21 protein-coding genes are annotated in these 23,028 nt (G+C 70.6%); 7 read left to right on the top strand and 14 right to left on the bottom strand.

From position 1 onward, the window contains the following. Window positions 1-26: 26 nt before the first annotated feature. From MUN74_RS12475 to MUN74_RS12460, 4 genes are all read right to left on the bottom strand, one after another. On the bottom strand, window positions 27-692 hold the full coding sequence (locus MUN74_RS12475; protein ID WP_244852582.1) for a UdgX family uracil-DNA binding protein: 666 nt from the start codon (window positions 690-692) through the stop codon (window positions 27-29). A gap of 165 nt (window positions 693-857) precedes the next feature. Beyond that, a complete protein-coding gene (locus tag MUN74_RS12470) occupies window positions 858-1,064 on the bottom strand; it encodes a cold-shock protein (RefSeq protein WP_159602901.1) in 207 nt (68 codons plus the stop codon). A 106-nt stretch (window positions 1,065-1,170) separates the two neighbouring features. Further along, window positions 1,171-2,265, bottom strand: a complete 1,095-nt coding sequence (locus tag MUN74_RS12465; protein WP_370647383.1) for a fatty acid desaturase family protein — start codon at window positions 2,263-2,265, stop codon at window positions 1,171-1,173. 156 nt (window positions 2,266-2,421) lie between these two features. Then, window positions 2,422-2,625, bottom strand: coding sequence for a cold-shock protein (locus tag MUN74_RS12460; RefSeq protein WP_231429943.1), 204 nt, complete (start codon window positions 2,623-2,625; stop codon window positions 2,422-2,424). Between the two features lie 373 nt (window positions 2,626-2,998). Here MUN74_RS12460 and MUN74_RS12455 point away from each other — a divergent pair, with 373 nt between their 5' ends. The 3 genes from MUN74_RS12455 (at window position 2,999) to MUN74_RS12445 (ending at window position 5,274) form a co-directional block, all read left to right on the top strand. Next, window positions 2,999-3,577 carry a VanZ family protein gene (locus MUN74_RS12455; RefSeq protein WP_244852580.1) on the top strand — a complete coding sequence of 193 codons (579 nt, stop codon included), beginning with the start codon at window positions 2,999-3,001 and terminating at the stop codon, window positions 3,575-3,577. A 22-nt stretch (window positions 3,578-3,599) separates the two neighbouring features. Next, a complete protein-coding gene (locus MUN74_RS12450; RefSeq protein WP_244852579.1) occupies window positions 3,600-4,082 on the top strand; it encodes a DUF2510 domain-containing protein in 483 nt (160 codons plus the stop codon). 76 nt (window positions 4,083-4,158) lie between these two features. Then, complete coding sequence (locus MUN74_RS12445; protein ID WP_244852577.1) at window positions 4,159-5,274, top strand: carboxylate-amine ligase; 1,116 nt, start codon at window positions 4,159-4,161, stop codon at window positions 5,272-5,274. 16 nt (window positions 5,275-5,290) lie between these two features. Here the strand turns inward: MUN74_RS12445 and MUN74_RS12440 are convergent, their stop codons facing one another. From MUN74_RS12440 to MUN74_RS12410, 7 genes are all read right to left on the bottom strand, one after another. Then, window positions 5,291-6,175, bottom strand: coding sequence for a MurR/RpiR family transcriptional regulator (locus MUN74_RS12440; RefSeq protein ID WP_244852575.1), 885 nt, complete (start codon window positions 6,173-6,175; stop codon window positions 5,291-5,293). Window positions 6,176-6,252: 77 nt separating this feature from the next. Then, a complete protein-coding gene (murQ, locus tag MUN74_RS12435; protein ID WP_244852574.1) occupies window positions 6,253-7,209 on the bottom strand; it encodes an N-acetylmuramic acid 6-phosphate etherase in 957 nt (318 codons plus the stop codon). After that, window positions 7,206-8,588 (bottom strand): anhydro-N-acetylmuramic acid kinase, encoded by a 1,383-nt coding sequence (locus MUN74_RS12430; RefSeq protein ID WP_244852572.1) that lies wholly within the window; start codon window positions 8,586-8,588, stop codon window positions 7,206-7,208. The genes murQ and MUN74_RS12430 overlap by 4 nt, the downstream gene beginning before the upstream one ends. Further along, window positions 8,585-10,090 (bottom strand): glycoside hydrolase family 3 protein, encoded by a 1,506-nt coding sequence (locus MUN74_RS12425; RefSeq protein ID WP_244852570.1) that lies wholly within the window; start codon window positions 10,088-10,090, stop codon window positions 8,585-8,587. Before MUN74_RS12425 ends, MUN74_RS12430 begins: the two co-directional genes overlap by 4 nt. A 41-nt stretch (window positions 10,091-10,131) precedes the next feature. Continuing rightward, window positions 10,132-11,055, bottom strand: a complete 924-nt coding sequence (locus MUN74_RS12420; RefSeq protein WP_244852569.1) for a carbohydrate ABC transporter permease — start codon at window positions 11,053-11,055, stop codon at window positions 10,132-10,134. Next, the gene (locus tag MUN74_RS12415; RefSeq protein ID WP_244852567.1) at window positions 11,052-12,020 is read right to left on the bottom strand and encodes a carbohydrate ABC transporter permease; all 969 of its coding nucleotides are present in this window, start codon (window positions 12,018-12,020) and stop codon (window positions 11,052-11,054) included. The genes MUN74_RS12420 and MUN74_RS12415 overlap by 4 nt, the downstream gene beginning before the upstream one ends. A gap of 4 nt (window positions 12,021-12,024) precedes the next feature. Further along, window positions 12,025-13,323, bottom strand: coding sequence for a sugar ABC transporter substrate-binding protein (locus MUN74_RS12410; protein WP_244852565.1), 1,299 nt, complete (start codon window positions 13,321-13,323; stop codon window positions 12,025-12,027). A 188-nt stretch (window positions 13,324-13,511) separates the two neighbouring features. Here MUN74_RS12410 and MUN74_RS12405 point away from each other — a divergent pair, with 188 nt between their 5' ends. Continuing rightward, window positions 13,512-14,459: an N-acetylglucosamine kinase gene (locus MUN74_RS12405; RefSeq protein ID WP_244852563.1), complete on the top strand. Its 948-nt coding sequence runs from the start codon at window positions 13,512-13,514 to the stop codon at window positions 14,457-14,459. A gap of 159 nt (window positions 14,460-14,618) precedes the next feature. Here MUN74_RS12405 and MUN74_RS12400 read toward each other — a convergent pair whose 3' ends face one another. Next, window positions 14,619-15,254 carry a hypothetical protein gene (locus MUN74_RS12400; RefSeq protein ID WP_244852562.1) on the bottom strand — a complete coding sequence of 212 codons (636 nt, stop codon included), beginning with the start codon at window positions 15,252-15,254 and terminating at the stop codon, window positions 14,619-14,621. 224 nt (window positions 15,255-15,478) lie between these two features. After that, window positions 15,479-16,051, bottom strand: coding sequence for a hypothetical protein (locus MUN74_RS12395; RefSeq protein ID WP_244852560.1), 573 nt, complete (start codon window positions 16,049-16,051; stop codon window positions 15,479-15,481). Between the two features lie 327 nt (window positions 16,052-16,378). Here MUN74_RS12395 and MUN74_RS12390 point away from each other — a divergent pair, with 327 nt between their 5' ends. Continuing rightward, window positions 16,379-16,957, top strand: coding sequence for a dihydrofolate reductase family protein (locus MUN74_RS12390; protein WP_244852558.1), 579 nt, complete (start codon window positions 16,379-16,381; stop codon window positions 16,955-16,957). Window positions 16,958-17,131: 174 nt separating this feature from the next. Here MUN74_RS12390 and MUN74_RS12385 read toward each other — a convergent pair whose 3' ends face one another. Continuing rightward, window positions 17,132-18,856: an acyl-CoA dehydrogenase family protein gene (locus MUN74_RS12385; RefSeq protein WP_244852556.1), complete on the bottom strand. Its 1,725-nt coding sequence runs from the start codon at window positions 18,854-18,856 to the stop codon at window positions 17,132-17,134. Window positions 18,857-19,192: 336 nt separating this feature from the next. Here MUN74_RS12385 and MUN74_RS12380 point away from each other — a divergent pair, with 336 nt between their 5' ends. Both MUN74_RS12380 and MUN74_RS12375 read left to right on the top strand, forming a co-directional pair. After that, a complete protein-coding gene (locus MUN74_RS12380; protein ID WP_244852555.1) occupies window positions 19,193-20,926 on the top strand; it encodes an ABC transporter ATP-binding protein in 1,734 nt (577 codons plus the stop codon). Then, window positions 20,923-23,025: an ABC transporter ATP-binding protein gene (locus tag MUN74_RS12375; protein ID WP_244852553.1), complete on the top strand. Its 2,103-nt coding sequence runs from the start codon at window positions 20,923-20,925 to the stop codon at window positions 23,023-23,025. Before MUN74_RS12380 ends, MUN74_RS12375 begins: the two co-directional genes overlap by 4 nt. The last annotated feature ends 3 nt before the right edge of the window (window positions 23,026-23,028 follow it).

Genomic DNA, 23,028 nt, shown 5'->3' with positions numbered 1-23,028 from the left:
CCTACGGAGCGAAGCTTCGAGACCGCTCAGGGCCCGGCGGCGTCGGCGGCGAGGCGAAGGTCGTCCACGAAGGCCGCGAGGGCGGCCTCCCGCTCATCCCGATCCTCGATCCGCAGGAGCGACGAGGGATGCACCGTCACCACGGTCGGCGCCGGGAGCCCCGCCGTTCCGGACTCGGGCGGGAGCACTCGACCACGCGTCTCCCCCACCTTCGCCGGGTGGCCGAGCACCGCCCGCGCCGCGGTCGCACCGAGCGCCACGACGACGGCCGGGTCGACCGCCTCGAACTCGGCGACGAGCCAGGGCCGGCAGGCGGTGATGTGCCCGACCGCGGGCTTCTCGTGGATGCGACGCTTGCCACGCCGCTCGAACCGGAAGTGCTTGACGGCGTTCGTGAGGTAGACCCGTTCGCCGGCGATGCCGGCCGCGTCGAGCGCTTGCGCGAGCACCCGCCCCGCAGGGCCGACGAAGGGCTCGCCCTCGACGTCCTCGCGGTCGCCCGGCTGCTCCCCGACGAGCATGAGGCGCGCTCCGGGCCGCCCCCGCGAGAAGACCACCTGCGTCGCATCCCGCCAGAGTTCGCAGCCGCGACAGTCGGGCGCGGCCGCCCGCAGCTCGCCGAGCCCCGCCTCGTCGGGCACCCAGCGCTCGGCACCCGGTCGCTCGGGCTGTCGCTCGGGCCGCTCGGTCATCTCCGCAGACTAGGCGTCGCAGGCGCCGGCGGCGAGGGGGTTGCGGGAGACGGCGCGCCGGTCGCGCCCGGCTCTCGGGGCTCGTGCACGTTGGCGGGGCGGCCCCGAGACGACGAACGCCGCCGCAGCGCGAGGCTGCGACGGCGCGGTCGACGTGGGGAGAACTCAGCCGATGACGGTGATGTTCTCGGCCTGCAGACCCTTGGGGCCGCGGGCGGTCTCGAACTCGACCTTCTGGTTCTCCTCGAGCGAGCGGTAGCCGCCCGACGCGATCGCGCTGAAGTGCGCGAAGACGTCGGCCGAGCCGTCGTCGGGAGCGATGAAGCCGAAGCCCTTGTCGGCGTTGAACCACTTGACGGTTCCGGTTGCCATATTCATTTCCTTCTGTAAAGCCGAGCCGCCGGAGCGGCTGCGACGTGCACGACCGAGATCGTGCGGGGTTCCGACGGCGACGTCCGCCGACGGAAGCGTGTGGAGTTCAGACCCGACGGAAGCGGTTCACCATCGGGCAGTCGAACGGGTCGCGTGCGGCGAGGCCGACGCGGTTGAGGTACTGGATGACGATGCCGTACGAGCGCATCAGCGTCGTCTCCGTGTACGGCACGCCGAGCGTCTGGCAGTGCTCGCGCACGATCTCGCGCGCCTTCGCGAGGTGCGGGCGCGGCATGTTCGGGAAGAGGTGGTGCTCGACCTGGTAGTTGAGCCCGCCGAGCAGGGCGCTCGCCCACCAGCCGCCGGACACGTTGCGCGAGGTCAGCACCTGCTTCGAGAAGAAGTCGAGCTTCGCATCGGCCGGGATGAGCGGCATGCCCTTGTGGTTCGGTGCGAACGAGGCACCCATGTAGACGCCGAACACCGCGAGCTGCACGCCGATGAACGCGAACGCCATGCCGAGCGGCAGCACCCAGAAGATCGCGCCGAAGTAGACCGCGAACCGGGCGGCGATGAGCGAGAGCTCGATCCAGCGACCCTTGACGGGCCCGCGGTCGAACAGCGTGCGGATCGACCGGAAGTGCAGGTTCACGCCCTCGAGCGTGAGCAGCGGGAAGAACAGGTAGCCCTGCTTGCGCGTGATGAGCGCGATCAGGCCGCGTTGCCGGCCGGCGTCGGCCTCGGTGAACGAGATCGTGTCGAACTCGATGTCGGGGTCGCGGCCGAGCTTGTTCGGGTTCGCGTGGTGGCGCGTGTGCTTCGTCATCCACCACGAGTAGCTGATGCCCACCACGCCCGCGGCGAGGATGCGCCCGACGCGGTCGTTCGCGGGGCCCGACTCGAGCACCTGCCGGTGCGACGCCTCATGGGCGAGGAATGCGAACTGCGTGAAGATCAGCCCGAGCGCGCCGGCCATGAGCAGCTGGAACCACGAGTCACCCAGCAGGATGAACCCGGTGATCGCGCCGCCGAGAGCGAGCACGAGGCCTGAGACGAGGGCGAGGTAGAACCACCGCGTGCGGTTCAGGAGGCCGGATTCGCGAACGACCCGGGAGAGGGCGGTGTAGCTCCGCGTGATGTCCGCGGAACCGGTGCGGGGCTTCGTCGCCCGGATCGCACCGAGTGATTCGGTGTGAGAGATGGTGTTCCCAGCGTGTCGTTGACTTCCCAGCCGGGATTCGCGGGTGACCACCCGTTGCAGATGACCCGACTCTACGGCAGATGGATGGGAAGGCACTGGGAGATGACGAACGCCGCCGCAGCACGAAGCTGCGACGGCGTTCGGGGAGCCGGCGCCTCAGACGGCGCGGATGTTCTCCGCCTGCAGGCCCTTCGGGCCCTGTGCGACCTCGAACTCGACCCGCTGGCCGTCTTCGAGCGAGCGGTAGCCCGAGCCCGTGATCGCGCTGAAGTGCGCGAAGACGTCGGCCGAGCCGTCGTCGGGGGCGATGAAGCCGAAGCCCTTTTCGGCGTTGAACCACTTGACGGTTCCGGTTGCCATACTGCTGTCCTTCTGTCGTGCGGGCCGCACGTGCGACCCGATGCGATCGACTCTCGATCGCTGCTCGGGTGACGGGTGCCGCCCGGGCGAGGGGCGAGTGGCGGGGTTGCGCTCACGCATCCGCCGGCTCGTATCGGGTCATGCCACGCGGATCGGTCCGCCTCCGGGCAATCGAATGGAGGCGCGGGCGTCTGCCCGCATGATGGAGGAATCAGTGAACGCAACACTATCGGCTCGAGCGCGTCGGCACACCTGGTCGCGACCGGATCGTGATATTCCGCGTGATACGGGGTAACGCGAGCGGCATCGCATTCTCAGGACACTCTGTGGAGAATCCAGCCCGCTCGCAGCCCATCGGGGGCATGATCGAGGAATGGATCGCCGCCCCCTCGGTCTCGTCGCTGCCGCGTATGCAGCGATCGTGCTGTGGGTCACGATCGGCCCGGCGCCCTGGCGCACCGCGAGTCATCAGGTCGACGGCGGCATCCTCAATCCCGACGCGTGGACCGCTTCGGTGACGTGGACCACGGGGTATCTCGCGGAGATCGCGTTCAACGTGGCGCTGTTCATCCCCGTCGGCGCGCTCGCCGCGCTCCTCCTGCCACGACGGTTCTGGCCGCTCGCGATGCTCGCGGGGTTCTCGTTCGCGACGATGATCGAGCTCATCCAGCTTCCCGAGCCCGACCGCATCTCCGACCCCCGCGACCTCGTGATGAACACGGCCGGCACCATCGTCGGCGTCGTGCTCGTGCAGACCGCTCGCATGGTGCGACGCGCCGGTGCGGTCGCCGCGACCGAGGTGCTCTCGCCGACCGAGGCCATCGACGCCGCGGTCGCGACGGGCACGCTCGACCCGCTGTTCCCGGGCGACGCGGTGGGCGCGCGCCCGGCGCCGCAGCACCATGAACCGGCCCTCGCCGCCATGGGGAGTTCTGCCGATCGCGCCGCCTAGCGCGCCGACGTACACTCAGCGGATGACCACCTCCGCCGCGCACGATCGGCGGCGCAGAGCGGGCTGGTACGTCGACGAGGCGGATGCCTCGGCCATGCGTTACTGGGACGGCCGGGGCTGGACCCCGCACACCGTTGCGAAGCCGTTCGAGCCCGCGCCGCCCCCGCAGCGCCCCGCCGGTTCGCCCGACCCGATGCTCGCGGCGCTCGCGGCAGCCGCCCCGGCCCCGGTCGCCCCGGTGGCCGAACCGACCGAGGTCACCGTCGTCCTGCCGGTCGCCGAATCCGCATTCACGCACACGGTGCGACTCGTGCCCGAGCACACGACGGTGCCGACGCCGGGCGCCAGCCCCGTGGCATCCGTGGCGGTGTACGGTTCGCAGCCCGTGCCGCAGCGTGACGGCCTCTCAGGCGGCCAGGTCGCCCTGCTCGTGCTCGCATCGCTCGCCGCGGGCGCCCTCACGATCGCGCTCGTCTCAGCGGTCGCGATGATGCTGCTCGGCTGACCGGACCCCTCAGCCGCCACCCCTTGACAAGCGGGCGCGCGCTCGCGAGAGTTCGAGCATCGAGGAAGAGGGGTCGATGACCACCTTCGGCATCGAGGAGGAGTTCGTCTTCCTCGACCCCCAGACGCTCCGCCCGGTCGACGTGGCGGACGCAGCGTTCGCGCATCTCGCCGCCGAGCCGGCGTGGCGGGCCGTCGCGCACCGCGAGTTCCTCGCGGCCCAGGTCGAGCACGCCTCGGCGGTGTTCGAGACGACCACACAGGCGTCGGCGGCGCTCCTGGGCTTCCGGCGCGAGCTCGAAGCCGAGGCACGACGGTTCGGCGTGGTGGTCGCGAGCGTCGGCAGTCCGCCCGACGCGCTGCCGTTCCCGACGATCACCGACACCCCGCGCTATCGCCGCATCGTCGACGACATGCAGGGCGTCATCGCCGATCACCAGATCCAGGGGCTGCACGTGCACGTCGGGGTCGACGACCGCGAGCTCGCCGTGCGGGCGCTCAACGCGACCCGCCACTGGCTGCCGCTGCTCGCGTCGATCAGCGGCAACTCGCCGATCTGGCGCGGTCACGACACGGGGTACGAGAGCTGGCGCAACGTCGGGATCCGCCGGTGGACGACGACGGGCGCGCCGCCCGAGTTCATCGACGTGGCCGACTACGACCGCCGGCTCGAACGACTCATCGGCGTCGGCGGCACCGAGGACCGGGCCGTCGTCATGTGGACCGCCCGCCTGTCGTCGCACGTGCCCACGGTCGAGGTGCGCGTCGCCGACGCCCAGCTCGGGGCCGGCGAGTCGGTGCTCATCGCCGCGCTGTGCCGGGCGCTCGTCGAGAGCGTCGTCGACCCGGTCGGGGGCGCCCGCTCGGCGAGCGCCGTGGTGCCCGACGAGGCGGCAGCGGCCGGACCCGAGCTGCTCAATGCGGCGCTCCTGCACGCGGCGCACCGCGGGTTGTCGACGACGGTGCTCGATCCCATGCTCGGCGAGCTTCGCCCGGCTGCAGAGGTCGTCGCGCACGCGCTGGAACTGCTCGCTCCCGCCCTCGAACGCAGCGGCGACGCGGACTTCGTCCGCCTGGGACTCGACCGGCTCCTCGACCACGGCACCGGGGCGGCACGGCAGCGCGCGGCGTTCTCCGAGGCCGGGATGGCGGGACTGCGCGACCTCTACGAGGCGACCTTCACCGCGGAATGAGCCGGCGCACTGCGGCTCACGCCTGCTTGCGACGCTGCGGCACCCGGTGACGGGCCGTGACCTCGAACGTGCGCTGCAGCGGCTCGGCGACCGCATCGCCGCGGCGCTGGGCGACCCGCACGAAGAGGAAGTCGACGACCGCGAGCTGGGCGATGCGACTCGACATCGCCCCCATGCGGTAGCTCGACTCGCGCGCGTGCGTCGTCAGCACGAAGTCGGCAGCCTCGGCGACGGGCGACTCGGGCGAGTTCGTGATCGCGACCGTCGTCGCGCCCGCCTCGCGGGCGACCTCGAGCGCGTGGTTCGTCTCTGCGGTGAGGCCCGAGTGCGAGATGCCGATCGCGACGTCGCCGGGGCGGCGCAGCGCCGCCGAGACGAGCGCGAGGTGCACGTCGACCGAGCAGAACGCCGAGATGCCGATGCGGGCGAGCTTCTGCTGCAGGTCCTGTGCGGTGAGGCCGCTCGAGCCGAAGCCGTACAGGTCGACGTGCGCGCCTGCGACGATCGCGTCGACGACGGCGTCGAGCACGGTCGTGTCGAGCCCCTCGGCGGTCTGCTCGATCGCGAGCACCTCGTGGAACGCGATCTTCGCGATCACGTCGGCGGCGGAGTCGTCGGGGTCGATGTCGGCGTTGGCGAGGCCGAAGCGGTCGCGTTCGGCGGCCTCGCGGCTGACGGCGCTCGCCACCTCCATGCGGAACTCGCGGTAGCCCGAGTAGCCGAGGGTCTGGCAGAACCGGGCGACGGTCGACAGCGAGGTGCCGCAGACCGCGGCGAGCTCGGTGATCGTCAGGTCGACGACGAGGGTCGGTTCGGCGATGATCGCCTCGGCGACGCGCGCCTCGGAGGAGCTCAGGCGCGGCAGCGCCTCGCGTACGGATGAGAGCACGTTCGCCGACATCGCCGTTCCGGTTTCCTTACGTTCTGCGGTGCACTGCTGCACACCGTCGTGACTACTCTGCCGTGCTCCCGCGCTCGCTACTCGGCCGACGCGCGCACGCTCGACAGCGCATCTCGCAGCACCCCATCTTCCGCGGCCAGGCGTGCGAGCGCGACCTCGGGCGGGGCCCCAGTCATGGTGACGAGGATCGCCGCCTTCACGTGCCCATCGACCGAGGCGAGTGCGGCGGCCGCCGCGGCCGCGTCGACGCCCGTCGCCTGCATGACGATGCGCTCGGCGCGGGCGCGCAGCTTGGCGTTCGTCGCCTGCACGTCGACCATGAGGTTGCCGTGCACCTTGCCGAGTCGCACCATCGCGATCGTCGAGATCGCGTTGAGCACGAGCTTCTGCGCCGTACCGCCCTTGAGACGGGTCGACCCGGCGACGATCTCGGGGCCGACGACCGTCTCGATCGCGAGGTCGGCCGCGGCGCCGATCGCCGAGTCGCGGTTGCACGCGAAGCCCACCGTGAGCGCGCCGACGCGCGCCGCGTACTCGATGCCGCCGAGCACGTACGGCGTGCGCCCCGAGGCCGAGATGCCCACGAGCGCATCGCCGGGGCCGAGCCCGATCGCCTCGAGGTCGGCCGCGCCGCGGGCCGCCTCGTCCTCGGCGTCCTCGACCGCCGACCGCAGGGCGACGTCGCCGCCCGCGATGAGGCCGACGACGAGCTCGGGGTCGGTGCCGAAGGTCGGGGGGATCTCGCTCGCGTCGAGAACGCCCATGCGCCCCGCCGTCCCGGCTCCGAGGTAGACGAGCCGGCCGCCGCCCCGAAGCCGCGCGACGATCGCGTCGATCGCCGCGGCGACCTGCGGCGCCGCCTCGGCGACTGCCGCGACGGCCTGCGCGTTCTCGTCGTGCATGGCCGCGAGCTGCGCCTCGGTCGAGAGCAGGTCGAACCCGGCGTGCGCCTCGTTGGCCTGTTCGGTCGAGAGTTCGCCGAGCAGCTCGCGCAGTGCGCGATGCTCGGCCGACTGCGGTGGCTGACCGCTCATTGCTTTGCTCCCCCGGTGGTGCGGTGTTCGGTGGTTCGGCGTTCGGTGGTGCGGTGTTCGGTGGTGCGGTGTTCGTGTCCGGTGGCGCGATTCACGGTCACGGATGCCGCGCCGGCGAGCCGTTCGGGCAGCCGCAGTGGTGCACGGCCGGGCGAGAGGCGACCGAGCACACGGGCGCCAGCGGGGCCGGTCGCCAGTTCGGTGGGCACGCCGTGGATGCTGCAGTATCCGAGGAGCGCGAACATGAGCGACTCCTTGAACGCCGGGTCGATGCCGCGCGCAGCACTCGACTCGACGACGACGTCCCGCGCGGTCGCGAGCTCGGCGATGCGCGCGAGCAGCACCGGGTTGAACGCGCCGCCACCCGAGCAGATGAGCGTCGCCGGCGTGCCGGTCGCCCCGACCGGTGCGATCGCGTCGACGACGGTTCGAGCGGTGAGCTCGGTGAGCGTCGCGACGAGGTCGTCGAGTCCCACCGGGTCGGCCCCGCCCGCGGACGCGAGCGCGGCGTCGACGACCGCGAGGTCGAAGGTCTCGCGTCCGGTCGACTTCGGCGCGGGCGCCGCGAAGTACGGGTGCCGCAGCAGTTCGGAGAGCAGCGACTCGTCCACGCGACCGGCCGCCGCGCGGCGACCGTCGCGGTCGTAGCCTTCCGCAGCCGCGCTCGCCCGGTCGACGACCGCGTCGATGAGGCAGTTGCCGGGCCCGCTGTCGAACGCGACGACTCCGCCGTCGGCGCCGACGAGCTGCACGTTCGCGATGCCGCCGAGGTTGACGGTCGCGATCGAGCGGCCGGCGGCCCGCGCCTCCGCGCCGAGCCACAGCCGGTCGAAGAACGCCATGAGCGGCGCCCCTTCGCCGCCGGCCGCGATGTCGGCCATGCGCACGTCGGAGAGCACGGGCACGCCCGTGAGCTCGGCGATCCACGCGGGTTCTCCGAGCTGCAGGGTGCCACGGGCGTGCCCGTGCTCGACCTCGTGATGCACGGTCTGGCCGTGCGAGACGATGAGGTCGGGCGTCGCGCCCGACTCGCGGATGCCTCGGGCAGCCGCCTCCGCGAAGGCGTGACCGAGCGCGGTCGTCAGTCGAGTCCACGCACGCGCATCGCGCGGCTCCCCGGCAGCGACGGCGAGGATCTCGGCGCGGAGCGTCGGCTCCCACGCGACGGTCTCGGCGTGCAGCGGCGTCATCACGAGCTGAGCGGGTCGAGGAGGGAGTGCAGCGACCGTCTCGACGCTCCCCGCATCGATCTCGTCGGCTCGAGTCGCCGGTCTCGAGACGGCGCCGGCGCGCCTCCTCGAGCCGCTGGGCGTGATGTCGACGACGGCGACGTCGATGCCGTCGGCGGACGTGCCCGACTGCAGCGAGAGCACGTTCACGAGCCGACCCCCGACTCGAGCAGCTCGGCTGCGGCCTCGGCGGCGAGCAGGCTCGCGGCCCTCGTGTGCAGGGTCGGCAGCGACAGCGGCGCACCGGGCACGCCGACGTCGACGACGACCGCGTCGGGTCGCACGGCGGCGATGGCCGACACGCGTTCGCGCTGCGCTCCGCCGTCGACGCCGACCCGGTCGACGAGCACGACGAGCGGAGTCGCCGCGGGCACCGGCGCATCGCCGCGCAGCACCTCACCACCCGCCGAGAGCGTGCGCTCGACGTAGTCCCGGTCGCTCGCGACCGCGAGGGTGGAGCGCCCTCGGACATCGAACACGGTGCGCGCCCCCGGAAGCGCCGGCACGGCGCCGTCGATGGAGATCGCCTCGCGGGCGATGCGACGCGCAGCCCGGGGCATCCAGCCGTCGTCGGCGTCGACCTGAGCGGCCGCGACGGCCGCGCGGGCGGCGACCGCCTCGGCGAGCCCGCGGACCCGTCGAGCAGCGCGCTCGAGGGTTGCCACCGGCAGCGTGCCGTCGTCGATCGCGGCGAAGATCGCGTGCTGCACCTCGCGGAAGTCGCGTTCGTCCTGGTCGGGTGCGGCGGCCGCGCCGAGGTTGGCGGGGTTCGAGATGCACAGCAGATCGGCACCGGCGAGGAGCGCCTGCACGGCACCGGGACCGGCGCCGACCGACTCGCGCACGGCGGCCATGTCGAGCGCGTCGGTCACGATCACGCCCTCGAATCCGAGCTCGCGCAGCCGCCCGAGCGCGACCGGGTTGAGCGTCGAGGGCCGGTCGCCCCACCCGGGCACCACGATGTGCGCCGTCATGACGGCCTCGACGCCGGCCTCGATCGCCGCGCGGAACGGCGGCAGGTGCATCCCGTCGAGTTCACCGAGCCCGATCGCGAGCTCGGGCATCGCGTGATGCGAGTCGAGATGGGTGTCGCCGTGCCCCGGGAAGTGCTTCACGCACGCGGCCGCGCCGGCGGACCGGATGCCGCGGAGCGAGGCCACCACGTGGCGGGAGACGAGCCCAGGGGCGGCACCGAACGAGCGCACCCCGATGACGGGATTGCGGGGATCGGTGTTGACGTCGGCGACGGGGCCGAGCACGACGTTGGCGCCGACCGCGAGCGACCGGCGGGCGAGTTCGCGGCCGACCGCCTCGGTCGCGTCGAGGTCGTCGACGAAACCGAGCTGGGCGGCGCCGGGCAGGGTCGAACCCGTCGACGCCTCGACGCGGGTGACGTTGCCGCCCTCCTCGTCGATGCCGACGAGGAGGGGGTGGGCGAAGTCGGCGGGTTGAGGAGCACCCGACGAAGGAGTGTGCGTCTCGAGACCCGAAGCGCCCGACAGCGGGTTTCGAGACGGTCGCTGCGCTCTCTCCTCAACCCACCCAACGCCGCCGAGGTTCTGCGCGAACAGCACGACGCCGGCGAGGCCCTCGTCGAGTTCGCGGCGAAGCCAATCCGGAGTGCTCCGGCCGAGGAAGCCGGGCCAGAGCACTCCGCCCACCGTAGCCCTGATGGTGGGATCGTCCGCGGCGGTCACCCCTTCACCGCGCCGGCCACGAGGCCGCTCGACAAGCGACGCTGGACGATGACGAAGAAGATCATCACGGGGATCGTGATGATCGTGGAGGCGGCCATGATGTAGCCCCACTCGTTCGAGTGCTCCCCGAAGAACTGCTTGAGGCCGATCGCGACCGTGTAGTTCTCGGTCGCCCCGCCGAGCAGGGTCATGGCGAAGATGAACTCGTTCCACGCGGTGATGAACGAGAAGACGCTCGTCGCGACGAGGCCGGGCATGACGAGTGGCAGCAGCACCGAACGGAACATGCGGCCCCAGCTCGCGCCGTCGATGTACGCGGCCTCCTCGAGCTCGACGGGCACCGCGGCCACGAACCCGCGCAGCATCCAGATGCCGAACGGCAGCGAGAGCGCGACGTAGACGACCATGAGGCCGAGCAGTGTGTTGAGCAGCTGCAGGTCGCGCACCTGCACGAACAGCGGGATGACGAGCGCCTCGAGCGGCACCATCTGCACGACGAGGATCATGAGCAGCATCGCCGTGCGGAACCTGAACCGGAACCGCGCGACCGCGACCGAGGCGAGGAGGGCGAGCAGCGCGCTCGCGAGCACGGTGACGAGCGCCACGATCGCCGAGTTGCGCAGGAACACGTCGAACCCGCCCTCGGTGAGCACGTACTCGAAGTTCGACAGCGACCACTCGCGCGGCAGCAGCTGCTGGCCACCGGCCCCGGCCTGCGCGTCGAACGCGCTCGAGAGCATCCAGAACGCGGGGAACAGCGTGAAGGCGAGCAGCACGACGACGAGCACGGCCTTGCCGGCGGCGGCACGCGTCTTGCGGGCGGTGCGGCGGCTGCGCCGCACGCCGACGGCGGTCGACCCGGATGCCTCGGAGGAGCGCCGGCTCGCGGCATCCGCCTCGATCATGGTGTCGGTGCTCACAGCTCCTCCTCCTTGAGCATCGTGCGCACGTACACGACCGTGATCGCGAGCAGCACGAGGGTGAGCAGCACGGCGATCGCCGAGCCGAAGCCGTAGCGGTTCTGGCCGAACGACTCCACGTACGACCAGACACCGAGGTTGAGGGCCTCGCGGTTCGACCCCGAACCGCCGGGCATGAGGTAGACCTGCGCGAAGACCTTGAAGTCCCAGATGGTCGACAGGATGATGACGACCGCGAACACCTGCTTGAGGTTCGGCACGATGATGCGCCAGAAGCGGCGCCAGGCTCCCGCGCCGTCCATCTCGGCGGCCTCGAGCATCTCCTTCGGCACGCCGAGCAGGCCCGCGAGGATCGTGATCGCCACGAACGGGAAGCCGTGGTGGATGACGTTGAGCAGCACGATCGCGTAGAACGTGTAGCGATTGGTGAACCAGTTGACCGGCTCGTCGATGAGACCCAGCGCCTCGAGGGTCTCGTTGAAGATGCCGCGGTCGGCGTCGAAGATCCAGATCCAGACGTAGGTACCGGTGACCGCGGGCATCGCCCAGGCGATCATGATGGCGCTGCCGACGACGGTGCGCCAGAAGAGGCCGAGGCTCGCCATGAGCACCGCGACCGCGGTGCCGAGGGCGACCGTGCCGGCGACGGCGAGCACCGCGAAGCCGACCGTGTTCGGCAGCACGACGGTGTAGAGCTCGGGACTCGTGAAGATCTCGCCGTAGTTGGCGACGCCGATCCAGTTCGGCTCGCCGGAGACGATCTCGCGCAGGCCGTAGTCCTGCAGCGAGAAGAGGAACACCCGCACGAGCGGCCACAGCATGAGCACCGCGAGCACCGCGAGAGCGGGCGCGAGCAGCAGCCAGGGGCGGCTCCGGGTCAGGAGGCTCTTGCGGGCGGGACCGCCGGCCGCGCGGGGAGCCGGAGCTCCCTGCACGGCCGACGGAACCTGGAGGGTGTTCGACACGGAATCAGTTGCCGTTCATGATCTCGTCCATCTCCGCGGCGGCGTCGGTGAGCGCCTGCTCGACCGTCTTCTGCCCGGAGAGGATCGCCTGCATGGCGGTGTTGGTGGTCTTCTTCGCCTGCACCGCACCGAACTTCGGCGTCACCGGCGGCGTGCCGCCGCCGTCGACCATCTGCTGCGCGAACGGCTGCACCAGCGGGTCGTCGGAAGCGATCGCCTCGTCGAGGAGCGACTTCTGGCCGGGGAAGTAGCCCGACTGCTCGCCCCACTTCTTGGCGAAGTCACCCGTGGTCATGAGCTCGATGAACGCCCACGCGAGGTCCTTGTTCTTCGCCGTCTCGAACATCGAGAGGTGCGAGCCGCCGAGCACCGACGGGGCGATGCCGCCGTCCTTGCCGGGGATCGGGGTGGCGGCGAACTTGCCCTCCATCTCGGCGTTCTTCTCGACGATCGCGGCAGGCGTCCACGAGCCCATGAGGGCCATCGCGACGTTGCCCTGCGCGAAGTTGTCGAGCACGTCGGTCTCCTTCCACGTCGTCGCACCGGCCGACGAGAAGCCGTGCTCGGTCGCGAGGCCCGTGTAGAAGCCGACGCCCTCCTGCGACTCGGGGCTGGCCATGCCCGAGACCCATTTGTCGCCCTCGAGCGTCGAGATCTCGCCGCCCGCACCCCAGACCCAGGGGTAGACGCCGAACTCGGCATCGCCCGGCACGGCGAACGCCATCATCTCGGGGTGCGCGGCCTTGATCTTGTCGCCCGCGGCGACGATCTCGTCCCACGTGGTCGGCGCCTCGATGCCGAGCTCCTCGAAGATGTCGGAGCGGTAGACGAGCGAGCGCACGCCGGCGTACCAGGGCATGCCGTAGAGCTCGTCGTCGTAGGTGCCCGCCGTGACGAGGCCCTCGACGAGGTCGTCGCCGAGGCCCGCCTCGTCGACGTAGTCGCCGATCGGGGCGAGGGCACCGGCGTCGGCGAACTCGGCCGTCCACGTGGTGCCGGTCTCTGCGACATCGGGCGTGGTGCCGCCCGCGATCGACGTGACGAAGCGGTCGTGGGCGTCGGCCCACTGCACGAACTCCACGTCGAGCTTCGCCCCGGTCTGCTCGGTGAAGGCGTCGGAGACCTCGTCGAAGTAGGCCTCGGAGTCGGGGTTCGTGCCTTCCATGATCCAGACCTTGAGGGTCTGGCCTGCTGCATCGGTGGCACCGTCGCCGGAGCCGTCGCCCGACCCGCTGGAACACGCGGTCAGGCCGAGCGCGGCGGCCAGGCCGAGCGCGGCGATCGGGAGGAAGCGCTTGTTCATCGGTTGGTCTCCTCGTTGAAACTGGTCGTGGGCGTTCGCGGTCGAGCGCCCGGCTGATGTGTGGGCTGTCAGGCCCGGATGTGATGCTGTGGACGTAGGGTTTCCGGCATCCGCAACAGTGGTGACTCTGGAAGTAGTATTCGGGAATGGCGCCAGTTTTGCAAGAAACTTCCGAACAGTTGGAAGTCGTGCTCGGCATCGACATCGGCGGCACCGGCAGCCGCGCCGCGCTCGAACCGCTCTCGGGCGGCTTCGGCGAGGGGCGCGTGCGCCTCGACGGGCCGCAGGTCTCGATCTCGGGCGGCGGGAGTTCTGCGCTGTCGGTTGCGGTGGAGCTCATCCGGCGGGCTCGGGCCGAGGTCGACCGGGCCGCACCGACGTCGATCGCGGCCGTCGCGATCGGGGCGACCGGGCTCGCGTCGCTCGTCGCGAATCCTTCGGCGTCGATCGCGGCACTCTCGGACGCAGCCGGCGGCGCCCCCGTCGCCGTCGCGATCGACGCCGTCACGGCCCACCTCGGCGCACTCGGGGGTGCACCCGGCGCTGTCGTCGCGGTCGGCACCGGTGCGATCGCACTCGGCACCGACCTGCACGGCGTCTGGCGCCGGGTCGGTGGGTGGGGACACCTCTACGACGACCGCGGGTCGGCCGCGTGGATCGGCATCGAGGGCCTCAAGGCCGCGATCATGGCCCACGACGGCCTCGATCGGGATGCCGCGGCGCTGCTGTCGGCCGCCGAGTCGCGCTTCGGCCCCGCCCCGACCTGGCCGGGCCAGCTCTACACCCGAGACGACCGCGGTGCCGTGCTCGCGGGGTTCGCGGCGGACGTCTCGGGGCTCGCCGAACTCGGCGACGCTGCATCCGTTCGCATCATGTCGTCGGCGGGTGCCCTCGTCGCCGGCACGCTCGCGGCAGCGCTCGACTCGGCACTCCCCCGCCGCGCCGCCGGAGTGGGCGGCGTGTTCGCTTCGGGGAAGACGTTCAACGATGCGTTCCACGCCGAGTTCGCGCGGCTCGCGCCCGACGCGACGCTCGTCGCGCCGGCGGGGTCGCCGCTGGACGGCGCCGTCCGGCTCGCCCGGCTGGTCGCGATCGGCGGGGTGCCCGGCGGGCATCCGCCGTTCGTGTGGCGGTGATGCGGTGGGGTGAGCGCGCGATTCGCGAGCCTTCGGCCACGCTGTCGCCGCACTTACAGGATGAGCCGGCCGGTACCGTCGAATACGGGGGTACCGACCGGATCATCCTGTAAGACGTTCGCGCCGGGGCCCGGACCGAGGGTCGGCCCGGACCGTGGGTCAGCAGCCCGGGCCGGACGGATTCGCCCGGCAGTCGCCGTTCGTGAGCACCGTGTCGACCTCGCCGACGAGCACCGGCACGGGATCGCCCGCCACCGCGAGCACGCCCGCGATCGACTGCCAGCCCGAGCCGCCGAAGCGGTACTCGGCGGAGAGCACGACTTCGAGCGTCGCGGTGTACTCGCCGGTCGACGCGTAGACGTGGCTCGTGGCGGTCTCGGTGAACTCCTTCGTCCGGAGCTCCGACCACGTCGCCCCCGGAGACGCGCTCTCGACGACGGCGCCGTCGCTGTGCGTCCACCGGTATCCGACGGGAGTGAACCGCACCTCGGCGGTGCGACCGAGCAGGGTGCCCGACACGACCTGCGCCTCGGCGTCGGCGACGAAGTTCGCCGGAAGGCCGACGACCGCCCAACCCTTCGGCTCCATCACGGTTGCCGGCGGAGTCGGCCGGAACGAGGCGATGTCGCGCAGGGTGATGACGACGGGACCGCCCGGCTTTGGTGGAGCCGACGGAGGCGCAGGCTGGGTCAGTCGCGAACAGTCGCCATCGAAGTTCGCGCCGCAGAGTTGCTGCCAGTTGTCGCCCGACCACACGTCGGTCGAGCCGCGCGGGCCGGGGTCTTCTTCGACCACCTCACCAGCGTCTGTGGCAGGCCCACCAGCGTCTGTGCCGACCGGAACTGGATCGAGCGAAGGCTTTGGTGGGTCTACAAGTGCGTCCAGGATTGCCTGACCGTCACCGACATCACCCTTTACCTCCGGCCTACACCCAACAAAGCCGGCCGCCGGGCTGCATGCGTTCGCGGGAGCGGCGACGGCCCCGACCGCAAGCAGAACGCCAACAAGCGGTCCGATCGTCAGCAGAAATCTGCGCCGGACCACAGGTCAACTCTGTCCACAAGTAGCTCAGACTGCCGCTCTTCACTCACTAGGAATGCCTGAAGCGGCGTGACGTCTGGGCGATCAGCAGGCGTGACGTCCTTTCCATTCGCGTCCAAGACGCGCACGCCCGAGACGTCTCGACACACATAGATCGAGATCTCAACGCCGTCAGCAGTCTCTCTATGTTTCACAAGTTCGAAGGAGTCGAGATCAACATCGCCTTGTGCACGAATGCCGGCGTCGGTGTACTGCGCGAACTCGTCCTCAAGTTCTGCCGCGTAGCGTGACGTTGTCACTGTTGCGATTCGGGCCGCATCGTTCCCGCCATCAGCTGCAATTTCATACGAAACTCGCTCGTACGCCTCATACGCCTCCACCGCCGCCGCGAGCGCTTCCTCGTCGGAGGCGAAGATCGGGGCGGCGCTCGCGGTCGCGGTCGGCGTGGGCTTCGGCTCGGGCTCGGGCGTGCACGCACTCAGCGCGAGCACCAGCACGCCGGCGAGACCGGCTGCGGCGAGCGCGGAAACCCGCGGGCGTGAGAACGACATGGCGACCACCCTAGGCGAGGCGGAAACGGGCGCGAGTCGGTTATCCACAGGCGCAGGGCCGGGGTGTTGCCCGTCGAGAACCGGTGGTGAAGCAGAGTCGTGGCGCGATTCCGGGGAGGGAACATCCGGTCCGTGGTCTCGATACGCGTCGCCTCCGGCGGCGCTACTCGACCGACGACACCGGGTCTCGATACGCGTCACCTCCGGCAGCGCTGCCCGGCCGACGAGAACCGCACGCCACTCGACCGACGACACCGAGCCGCTACTCGACCGACGGAGCCGAATCAACCGCTGGCGGCACCCCTGCGACGAGCGCAAGATGAAGGCATGCGCCGGATCACCGTCACCAACCACGTCTCGCTCGACGGCGTGATGCAGGCGCCGGCGAGTCCCGAGGAGGACCTCCGCGGCCACTTCCCGTACGGCGGATGGGCCGTCCCCGACAGCGACGATGTGCTCGCCTCCGAGATGTCGGCCGGCATGGGCGAAGGGGGCGCGATGCTGTTCGGGCGTCGTACCTACGAGACGATGGCCGCGTTCTGGCCGCACCAGACCGACGGAAACCCGTTTACGACATTCCTCGACGCGGCCGACAAGTTCGTCGTGTCACGCAACCCGAACCTCGACCTCCCGTGGCAGAACTCGATGCTGCTCGCGGGCAACGCCGCCGACACGGTCGCCGAGCTCAAGCAGACCGACGGCGACGACCTCGGAATCCTCGGCAGCGGCGACCTCGTGCGTTCGCTCGCCGCCGCCCACCTCATCGACGAGTACGTGCTGATCATGCATCCGCTCGTGCTCGGCACCGGCACACGCCTGTTCGGGCGCACGTATCAACGGCTCGAACTCACCCGCAGCGTGACCACCCCGAAGGGCGTGATCGTCGCGTACTACCGGCCGATCTGAGGCGGATGCCGCGGGGCCGGCGCCGCCCCCGCCGCTCGAGCCGGTCGTTGGGGTTTCGAGACGCGTCGCCGCTTCGCGTCGGCGCTCGTCAACCAGCGGAGGTGTGCGCGGGGTGGTCTCGATACGCGTGCTCCTTCGTCGCGCGCTACTCGACCGACGACGCGATCACCGCCCTCAGGCGCGGGCGACGAGCGCCGCGAGGTCGACGTCGGCGGGGAGCACGCCGTACTGCATGCCGCCCTCGCCGCCGAGGCGCGTTCGCACGAACACGTCGGCCACCGGCTCGGGCGCGAAGCGCACGAGCAGCGAGGCCTGCAGCACGAGGGCGAGGCGCTCCGTGAGCTCCCGCGCCCGCAGCGCAGCCAGACCCGCGCCCGCGCCCGGACCCGCTCCCCCGTCAGCGGCGAGCGATGCGGCGATCGAGCGTGCGAGTTCCTGCGACGAGGCGAACGCGTCGTCGAACACGCGTGACGCTCCCGCCGCCTGCCCGACCTCGGCGAAGAACGCCTCGAACGCCTCGGGCTCACGGGCGAGCACCCGCAGCACGTCGAGCGCGATCACGTTGCCCGACCCCTCCCAGATCGCGAGCAGCGGCTGCTCCCGATACCGCCGCGCGAGCGGGAACGCCTCGGTGTACCCGTTGCCGCCGAGGCACTCGAGCGCCTCGGCCGCGTGACCCGCACCCCGCTTGCACACCTGGTACTTCGCCACGGCCGTCGCGAGCCGGCGGAAACCCTGGGCCGCGGCATCCGCGTCGGAATCGAACGCCCGCGCGAGCCGCATCGCCGTCCACGTGGCCGCCTCCGACTCGATCGCCAGGTCGGCGAGCACCGCCGCCATCGCGGGCTGGTCGACGAGCAGCGACCCGAACGCCCTGCGGTGCCGCACGTGCCAGGCAGCCTCGGCGACGACCTGCCGCATCCCGGCCGCTGTGCCGATGACGCAGTCGAGGCGGGTGCGCGTGACCATCTGCACGATCGTGGCGACCCCGCGTCCTTCGTCGCCGACGAGCCACCCCGTCGTGCCGTCGAGCTCGATCTCGCTCGACGCGTTCGACCGGTTGCCGAGCTTGTCCTTCAGACGCTGGATGCGGAACACGTTGCGCGACCCGTCAGGGAGCACGCGCGGCACGAAGAAGCAGCTGAGCCCGTGCGGCGCCTGCGCGAGCACGAAGAACGCGTCGCTCATCGGTGCGCTGCAGAACCACTTGTGCCCGGTGAGCGCGTACTCGGCTCCCCACTCCGGCGCGAGCCCGCCGCCCGGGCGTCGCTCGGCACGGGTCGTGTTGGCGCGCACGTCGGAGCCGCCCTGCTTCTCGGTCATCGCCATGCCCATGAGGGCCGACGCCTTCGGCGCGCCGGACCCGCCGAGGGCCGGGTCGTACGCGCGGCTCAGGAGGCGCGGCATCCAGTCGTCTCGAAGGCCGGATGCCGCGAGCTCGAGCGTCGGCACCGCCGCGTGGGTCATCGAGACCGGGCAGGCGTGGCCCGGCTCGACCTGCGCGAACAAGAGGAACGCCGCCGCACGGTCGACGTTCGCCCCCGGGCCCGGCTCCACGGCGGCGCCCGTGTGCGCGCCCGCGGCGACGGCCGCCCCGATGACGCGGTGGTAGGCGTCGTCGTACTCGACCTCGTCGATGCGGCGGCCCCAGCGGTCGTGCGTGTGCAGCACGGGCGGGTGCGTGTTCGCGCGCTCCGCGTCGCGCTGGAATGGTTCCGAGCCGACGAGACGGCCGATGGCCGAGAGATCGGGTGCGGATGCTTCGGGCGCGCGTGCGGCGCCGGCCGCGGCATCCCGCCCCCAGATCTCGACGGCCTCGACGAGGGGCGCGTTCGCCGCGTACTCGTCGACCCCGGTGCGCGGCGGAACCTGGTTCTGCACCTCGTGCGTCAGTGTCATCGTCGACCTCCACGGTCATTCTCGTCGGTCGGGCGCGGGGTTTCGAGACGTCGCTGCGCTCCTCCTCAACCCGCTCGGTCCACGTCGCTGCGCTCCTCCTCGACCCGCCGACAGACCCGCAGGTCGCGTCGGATTTCGCCCTCGGTGAACGGAGTGGGTCGGATGCCCCGGTCCGCTTGCGTCCCGGGTGGGCGCGTGTTTTGCTGTAACGCTGCATTGTCGGACGGGGGTGCGACGATGCTGCCGGGCACATGGGTCAACATCCCTGCCCGCGGTCGTGCGCGCACGCACCCGTCATGACCGAGGCCAACGCCGTTCGCGATTCCTGGAGATCACATGCTCGGAAGACTCCTGTTCAGATACCTGAGGCCCTATTGGCCTCTCCTACTCGGCGTGCTGGCCTTCCAGATCGTCGCCGCCTACGCCAACTTCCAGCTGCCGACGCTCAACGCGCAGATCATCGACGACGGCGTCGCCAAGGGCGACACCGAGGTCATCTGGCAGTCGGGCGCCGTCATGCTCGCCATGTCGCTGCTGCAGATCGTCACGCAGCTCGTGGCGACGTGGTTCGCCGCGATGGCCGCGATGAAGCTCGGCCGTGACATCCGCGACGACGTGTTCGAGCGCGTGTCGGGCTTCTCCGAGCGCGAGGTCTCGACGTTCGGGCCGGGATCGCTCATCACGCGCAACACGAACGACGTGCAGCAGGTGCAGATGCTCGCGATGATGGGCTCGACGTTCCTCGTCGCCGCCCCGATCATGGCGTTCTACGGCATCTACAAGGCCCTGTCGGTCGACGTCGGGCTCAGCTGGATCATCGCGGTCGCGGTGCCGACGCTGCTCATCGTCGCCGGCCTCATCATCTGGCGCATGGTGCCGCTGTTCCGCTCGTACCAGCAGAAGCTCGACGGCGTGAACCGCATCATGCGCGAGCAGCTCACGGGCATCCGCGTCGTGCGCGCGTTCGTGCGCGAAGACATCGAGGAGGCGCGGTTCCGCGAGGCGAACACCGACATCATGGTCGTCGGCCGCAAGGTCGGATCGCTCTTCGTGCTCATGTTCCCGCTCGTCATGCTTGTGCTCAACGTCACGCTCGTCGGCGTGATCTGGTTCGGCGCGATCGAGGTCGACGACGGCAACACCGAGATCGGCGTGCTCTTCGCCTTCATGCAGTACGTCATGCTCATCCTGATGGGCGTCATGATGGCGAGCTTCATCACGATCATGATCCCGCGCGCCGCCGTGTCGGCCGAGCGCATCGGCGCCGTGCTCGACGTGAAGTCGACGCTCGAGCGCCCGGCGAACCCGGTCTCGACGTTCCCGACCCCGGGCACCGTCGAGTTCCGCGGCACGGGCTTCACCTACCCGGGCGCCGAGCACCCCGTGCTCAGCGGCATCACGGTCAAGGCCGAGCCCGGCGAGACGCTCGCGATCGTCGGCTCGACCGGCGCCGGCAAGACGACGCTCGTGTCGCTGCTGCCGCGCCTGTTCGACACGACCGAGGGCGCCGTGCTCGTGAACGGCGTCGACGTTCGCGAAGCCGATCTCGACCTCCTGTGGAAGAGCATCGGCCTCGTGCCGCAGCGGCCGTTCCTCTTCACCGGCACGGTCGCGTCGAACCTGCGCTTCGGGCGCGAAGACGCCACCGACGAAGAACTGTGGCACGCACTCGAGATCGCACAGGGTCGCGACTTCGTCGAAGAGATGGAGGGGCAGCTCGAGGCGAAGATCTCCCAGGGCGGCACCAACGTCTCGGGCGGCCAGCGCCAGCGCCTCGCGATCGCGCGCGCGATCGTGCACCAGCCCGACATCCTCGTGTTCGACGACTCGTTCTCGGCGCTCGACCTGACGACCGACGCGAGGCTCAGGCAGGCCCTGTGGCGCGAGTTGCCCAACGTGACCAAGGTCGTCGTCGCGCAGCGCGTGTCGACGATCACCGACGCCGACCGCATCGTCGTGCTCGACGATGGCGTCGCCGTGGGCATCGGCACGCACGAGCAGCTGCTCGAGACGTGCCAGACCTACCGCGAGATCGTCGAATCCCAGCTCGGAGTGGAGGCCGCACGATGACCGACAAGAACTCCAAGGTCGCCGAGCCGGTGCTGACCGAAGAAGAGAAGCTCGAACTCGAGCAGGCCGAGCAGGCCCGCCTCAATGCCGACGACTGGAGCGGCGGCGTCGCACCGGGCAAGGCCGCGAACTTCCGCAAGTCGTTCGGCCGGCTCCTGGGCCTCCTCAAGCCGCACGCGTTCGGCTTCACGGTGGCCTCGGTCCTCGGCGCCATCGGCGTCGTGATGACCGTGTGGGCGCCGAAGGTGCTCGCCGAGGCGACGAACCTCATCTTCGAGGGCTTCATCTCGGCGCAGATGCCGCCCGGCGTGACCAAGCAGCAGGTCGTCGACCAGCTGAACGCCGCCGGCCAGACCGATCAGGCGAACATGGTCGAGGCGATGAACCTCGTGCCCGGCGAAGGCATCGACTTCGTCGCGCTCAGCCAGGTCGTCATCCTCGTGCTGTTCCTGTACTTCGCGTCGTCGATCCTCATGTGGATCCAGGGCTACGTCGTCAACGTCATCATGGTTCGCGCCATGTGGCAGCTGCGTGAAGACGTCGAGGCGAAGATCAACCGGCTGCCGCTCAGCTACTTCGACAAGGTGCAGCGCGGCGAGCTGATCTCGCGGGTCACGAACGACATCGACAACATCACGCAGACGATGCAGCAGTCGCTCTCGAGCGCGCTCACCAACGTGCTCACCGTCATCGGCGTGCTCATCATGATGTTCTCGATCTCGTGGCAGCTCAGCCTCGTGGCGCTCGTCTCGCTGCCGCTCATGGGCGTGATCTTCGGTGTCATCGGCCCGAAGTCGCAGAAGGCCTTCGGCACCCAGTGGCGCAAGGTCGGCCGACTCAACGCCCGGGTCGAGGAGTCGTTCTCGGGCCACGCGCTCGTCAAGGTGTACGGCCGCGAGGCCTCGAGCCGCGAGGCGTTCAAGGCCGAGAACCAGGAGCTGTACGAGGCATCCTTCAAGGCGCAGTTCCTGTCGAACATCATGATGCCCGCGATGACCTTCATCGGAAACCTGCAGTACGTCGGCATCGCCGTGCTCGGAGGCCTCATGGTCGCGAGCGGTGCGCTGCGCCTCGGCGACGTGCAGGCGTTCATCCAGTACTCGCAGCAGTTCTCGCAGCCCCTGTCGCAGCTCGGCGGCATGGCCGCGGTGGTGCAGTCGGGCACGGCATCGGCCGAGCGTGTCTTCGAGCTGCTCGACGCCGACGAGCAGGAGCCCGACGCGGCCGACGCCCCGGCGCCGGTCGACGGTGACGGCACGATCGTGTTCGACCACGTCGCGTTCTCGTACCACCCCGACCGCCCGCTCATCAAGGACCTGTCGTTCCGGGTCGAGCCCGGGCAGACGGTCGCGATCGTGGGTCCGACGGGTGCCGGCAAGACGACGCTCGTGAACCTCATCATGCGGTTCTACGAGCTGAACTCGGGTCGCATCCTGCTCAACGGCCAGGACATCGCCGACCTCACGCGCCACGACGTGCGCGAGAAGACCGGCATGGTGCTGCAGGACCCGTGGCTGTTCGCCGGCTCGATCCGCGAGAACATCCGCTACGGTCGCGCCGACGCCACCGACGACGAGATCGTCGCCGCGGCGAAGGCGACGTACGTCGACCGGTTCGTGCACTCGCTGCCCGAGGGCTACGACACCGTGCTCGACGAGGACGCGTCGAACGTCTCGGCCGGTGAGAAGCAGCTCATCACGATCGCCCGTGCGTTCGTGGCGCAGCCGAGCGTGCTCATCCTCGACGAGGCGACGAGCTCGGTCGACACCCGCACCGAGCTGCTGCTGCAGCACGCCATGGCCGCGCTGCGCGAGGGTCGCACCTCGTTCGTCATCGCGCACCGCCTCTCGACGATCCGCGACGCCGACCTCATCCTCGTGATGGAGCACGGCGACATCGTCGAGCAGGGCGACCACGACCAGCTCATCGCCGCGAAGGGCGCGTACTACCGCCTCTACAACTCGCAGTTCGAGCAGGCCGCGACCGACCTCGACGCCGAAGAGGCGCTCGGCGACAGCACGATCGTGTCGGGCGAGGCCGAGCCCGAGTCGGCGCTGCTGAAGGGCATGGCCGAGGAGATCGTCGAGTCGAGCGAGTAGTCG

This window comes from Agromyces sp. H17E-10 (genome assembly GCF_022919715.1).
Lineage (GTDB): Bacteria > Actinomycetota > Actinomycetes > Actinomycetales > Microbacteriaceae > Agromyces.
Note: the sequence above shows the minus strand (reverse complement) of the source record. Positions and strands in the feature narration are given on the sequence as shown.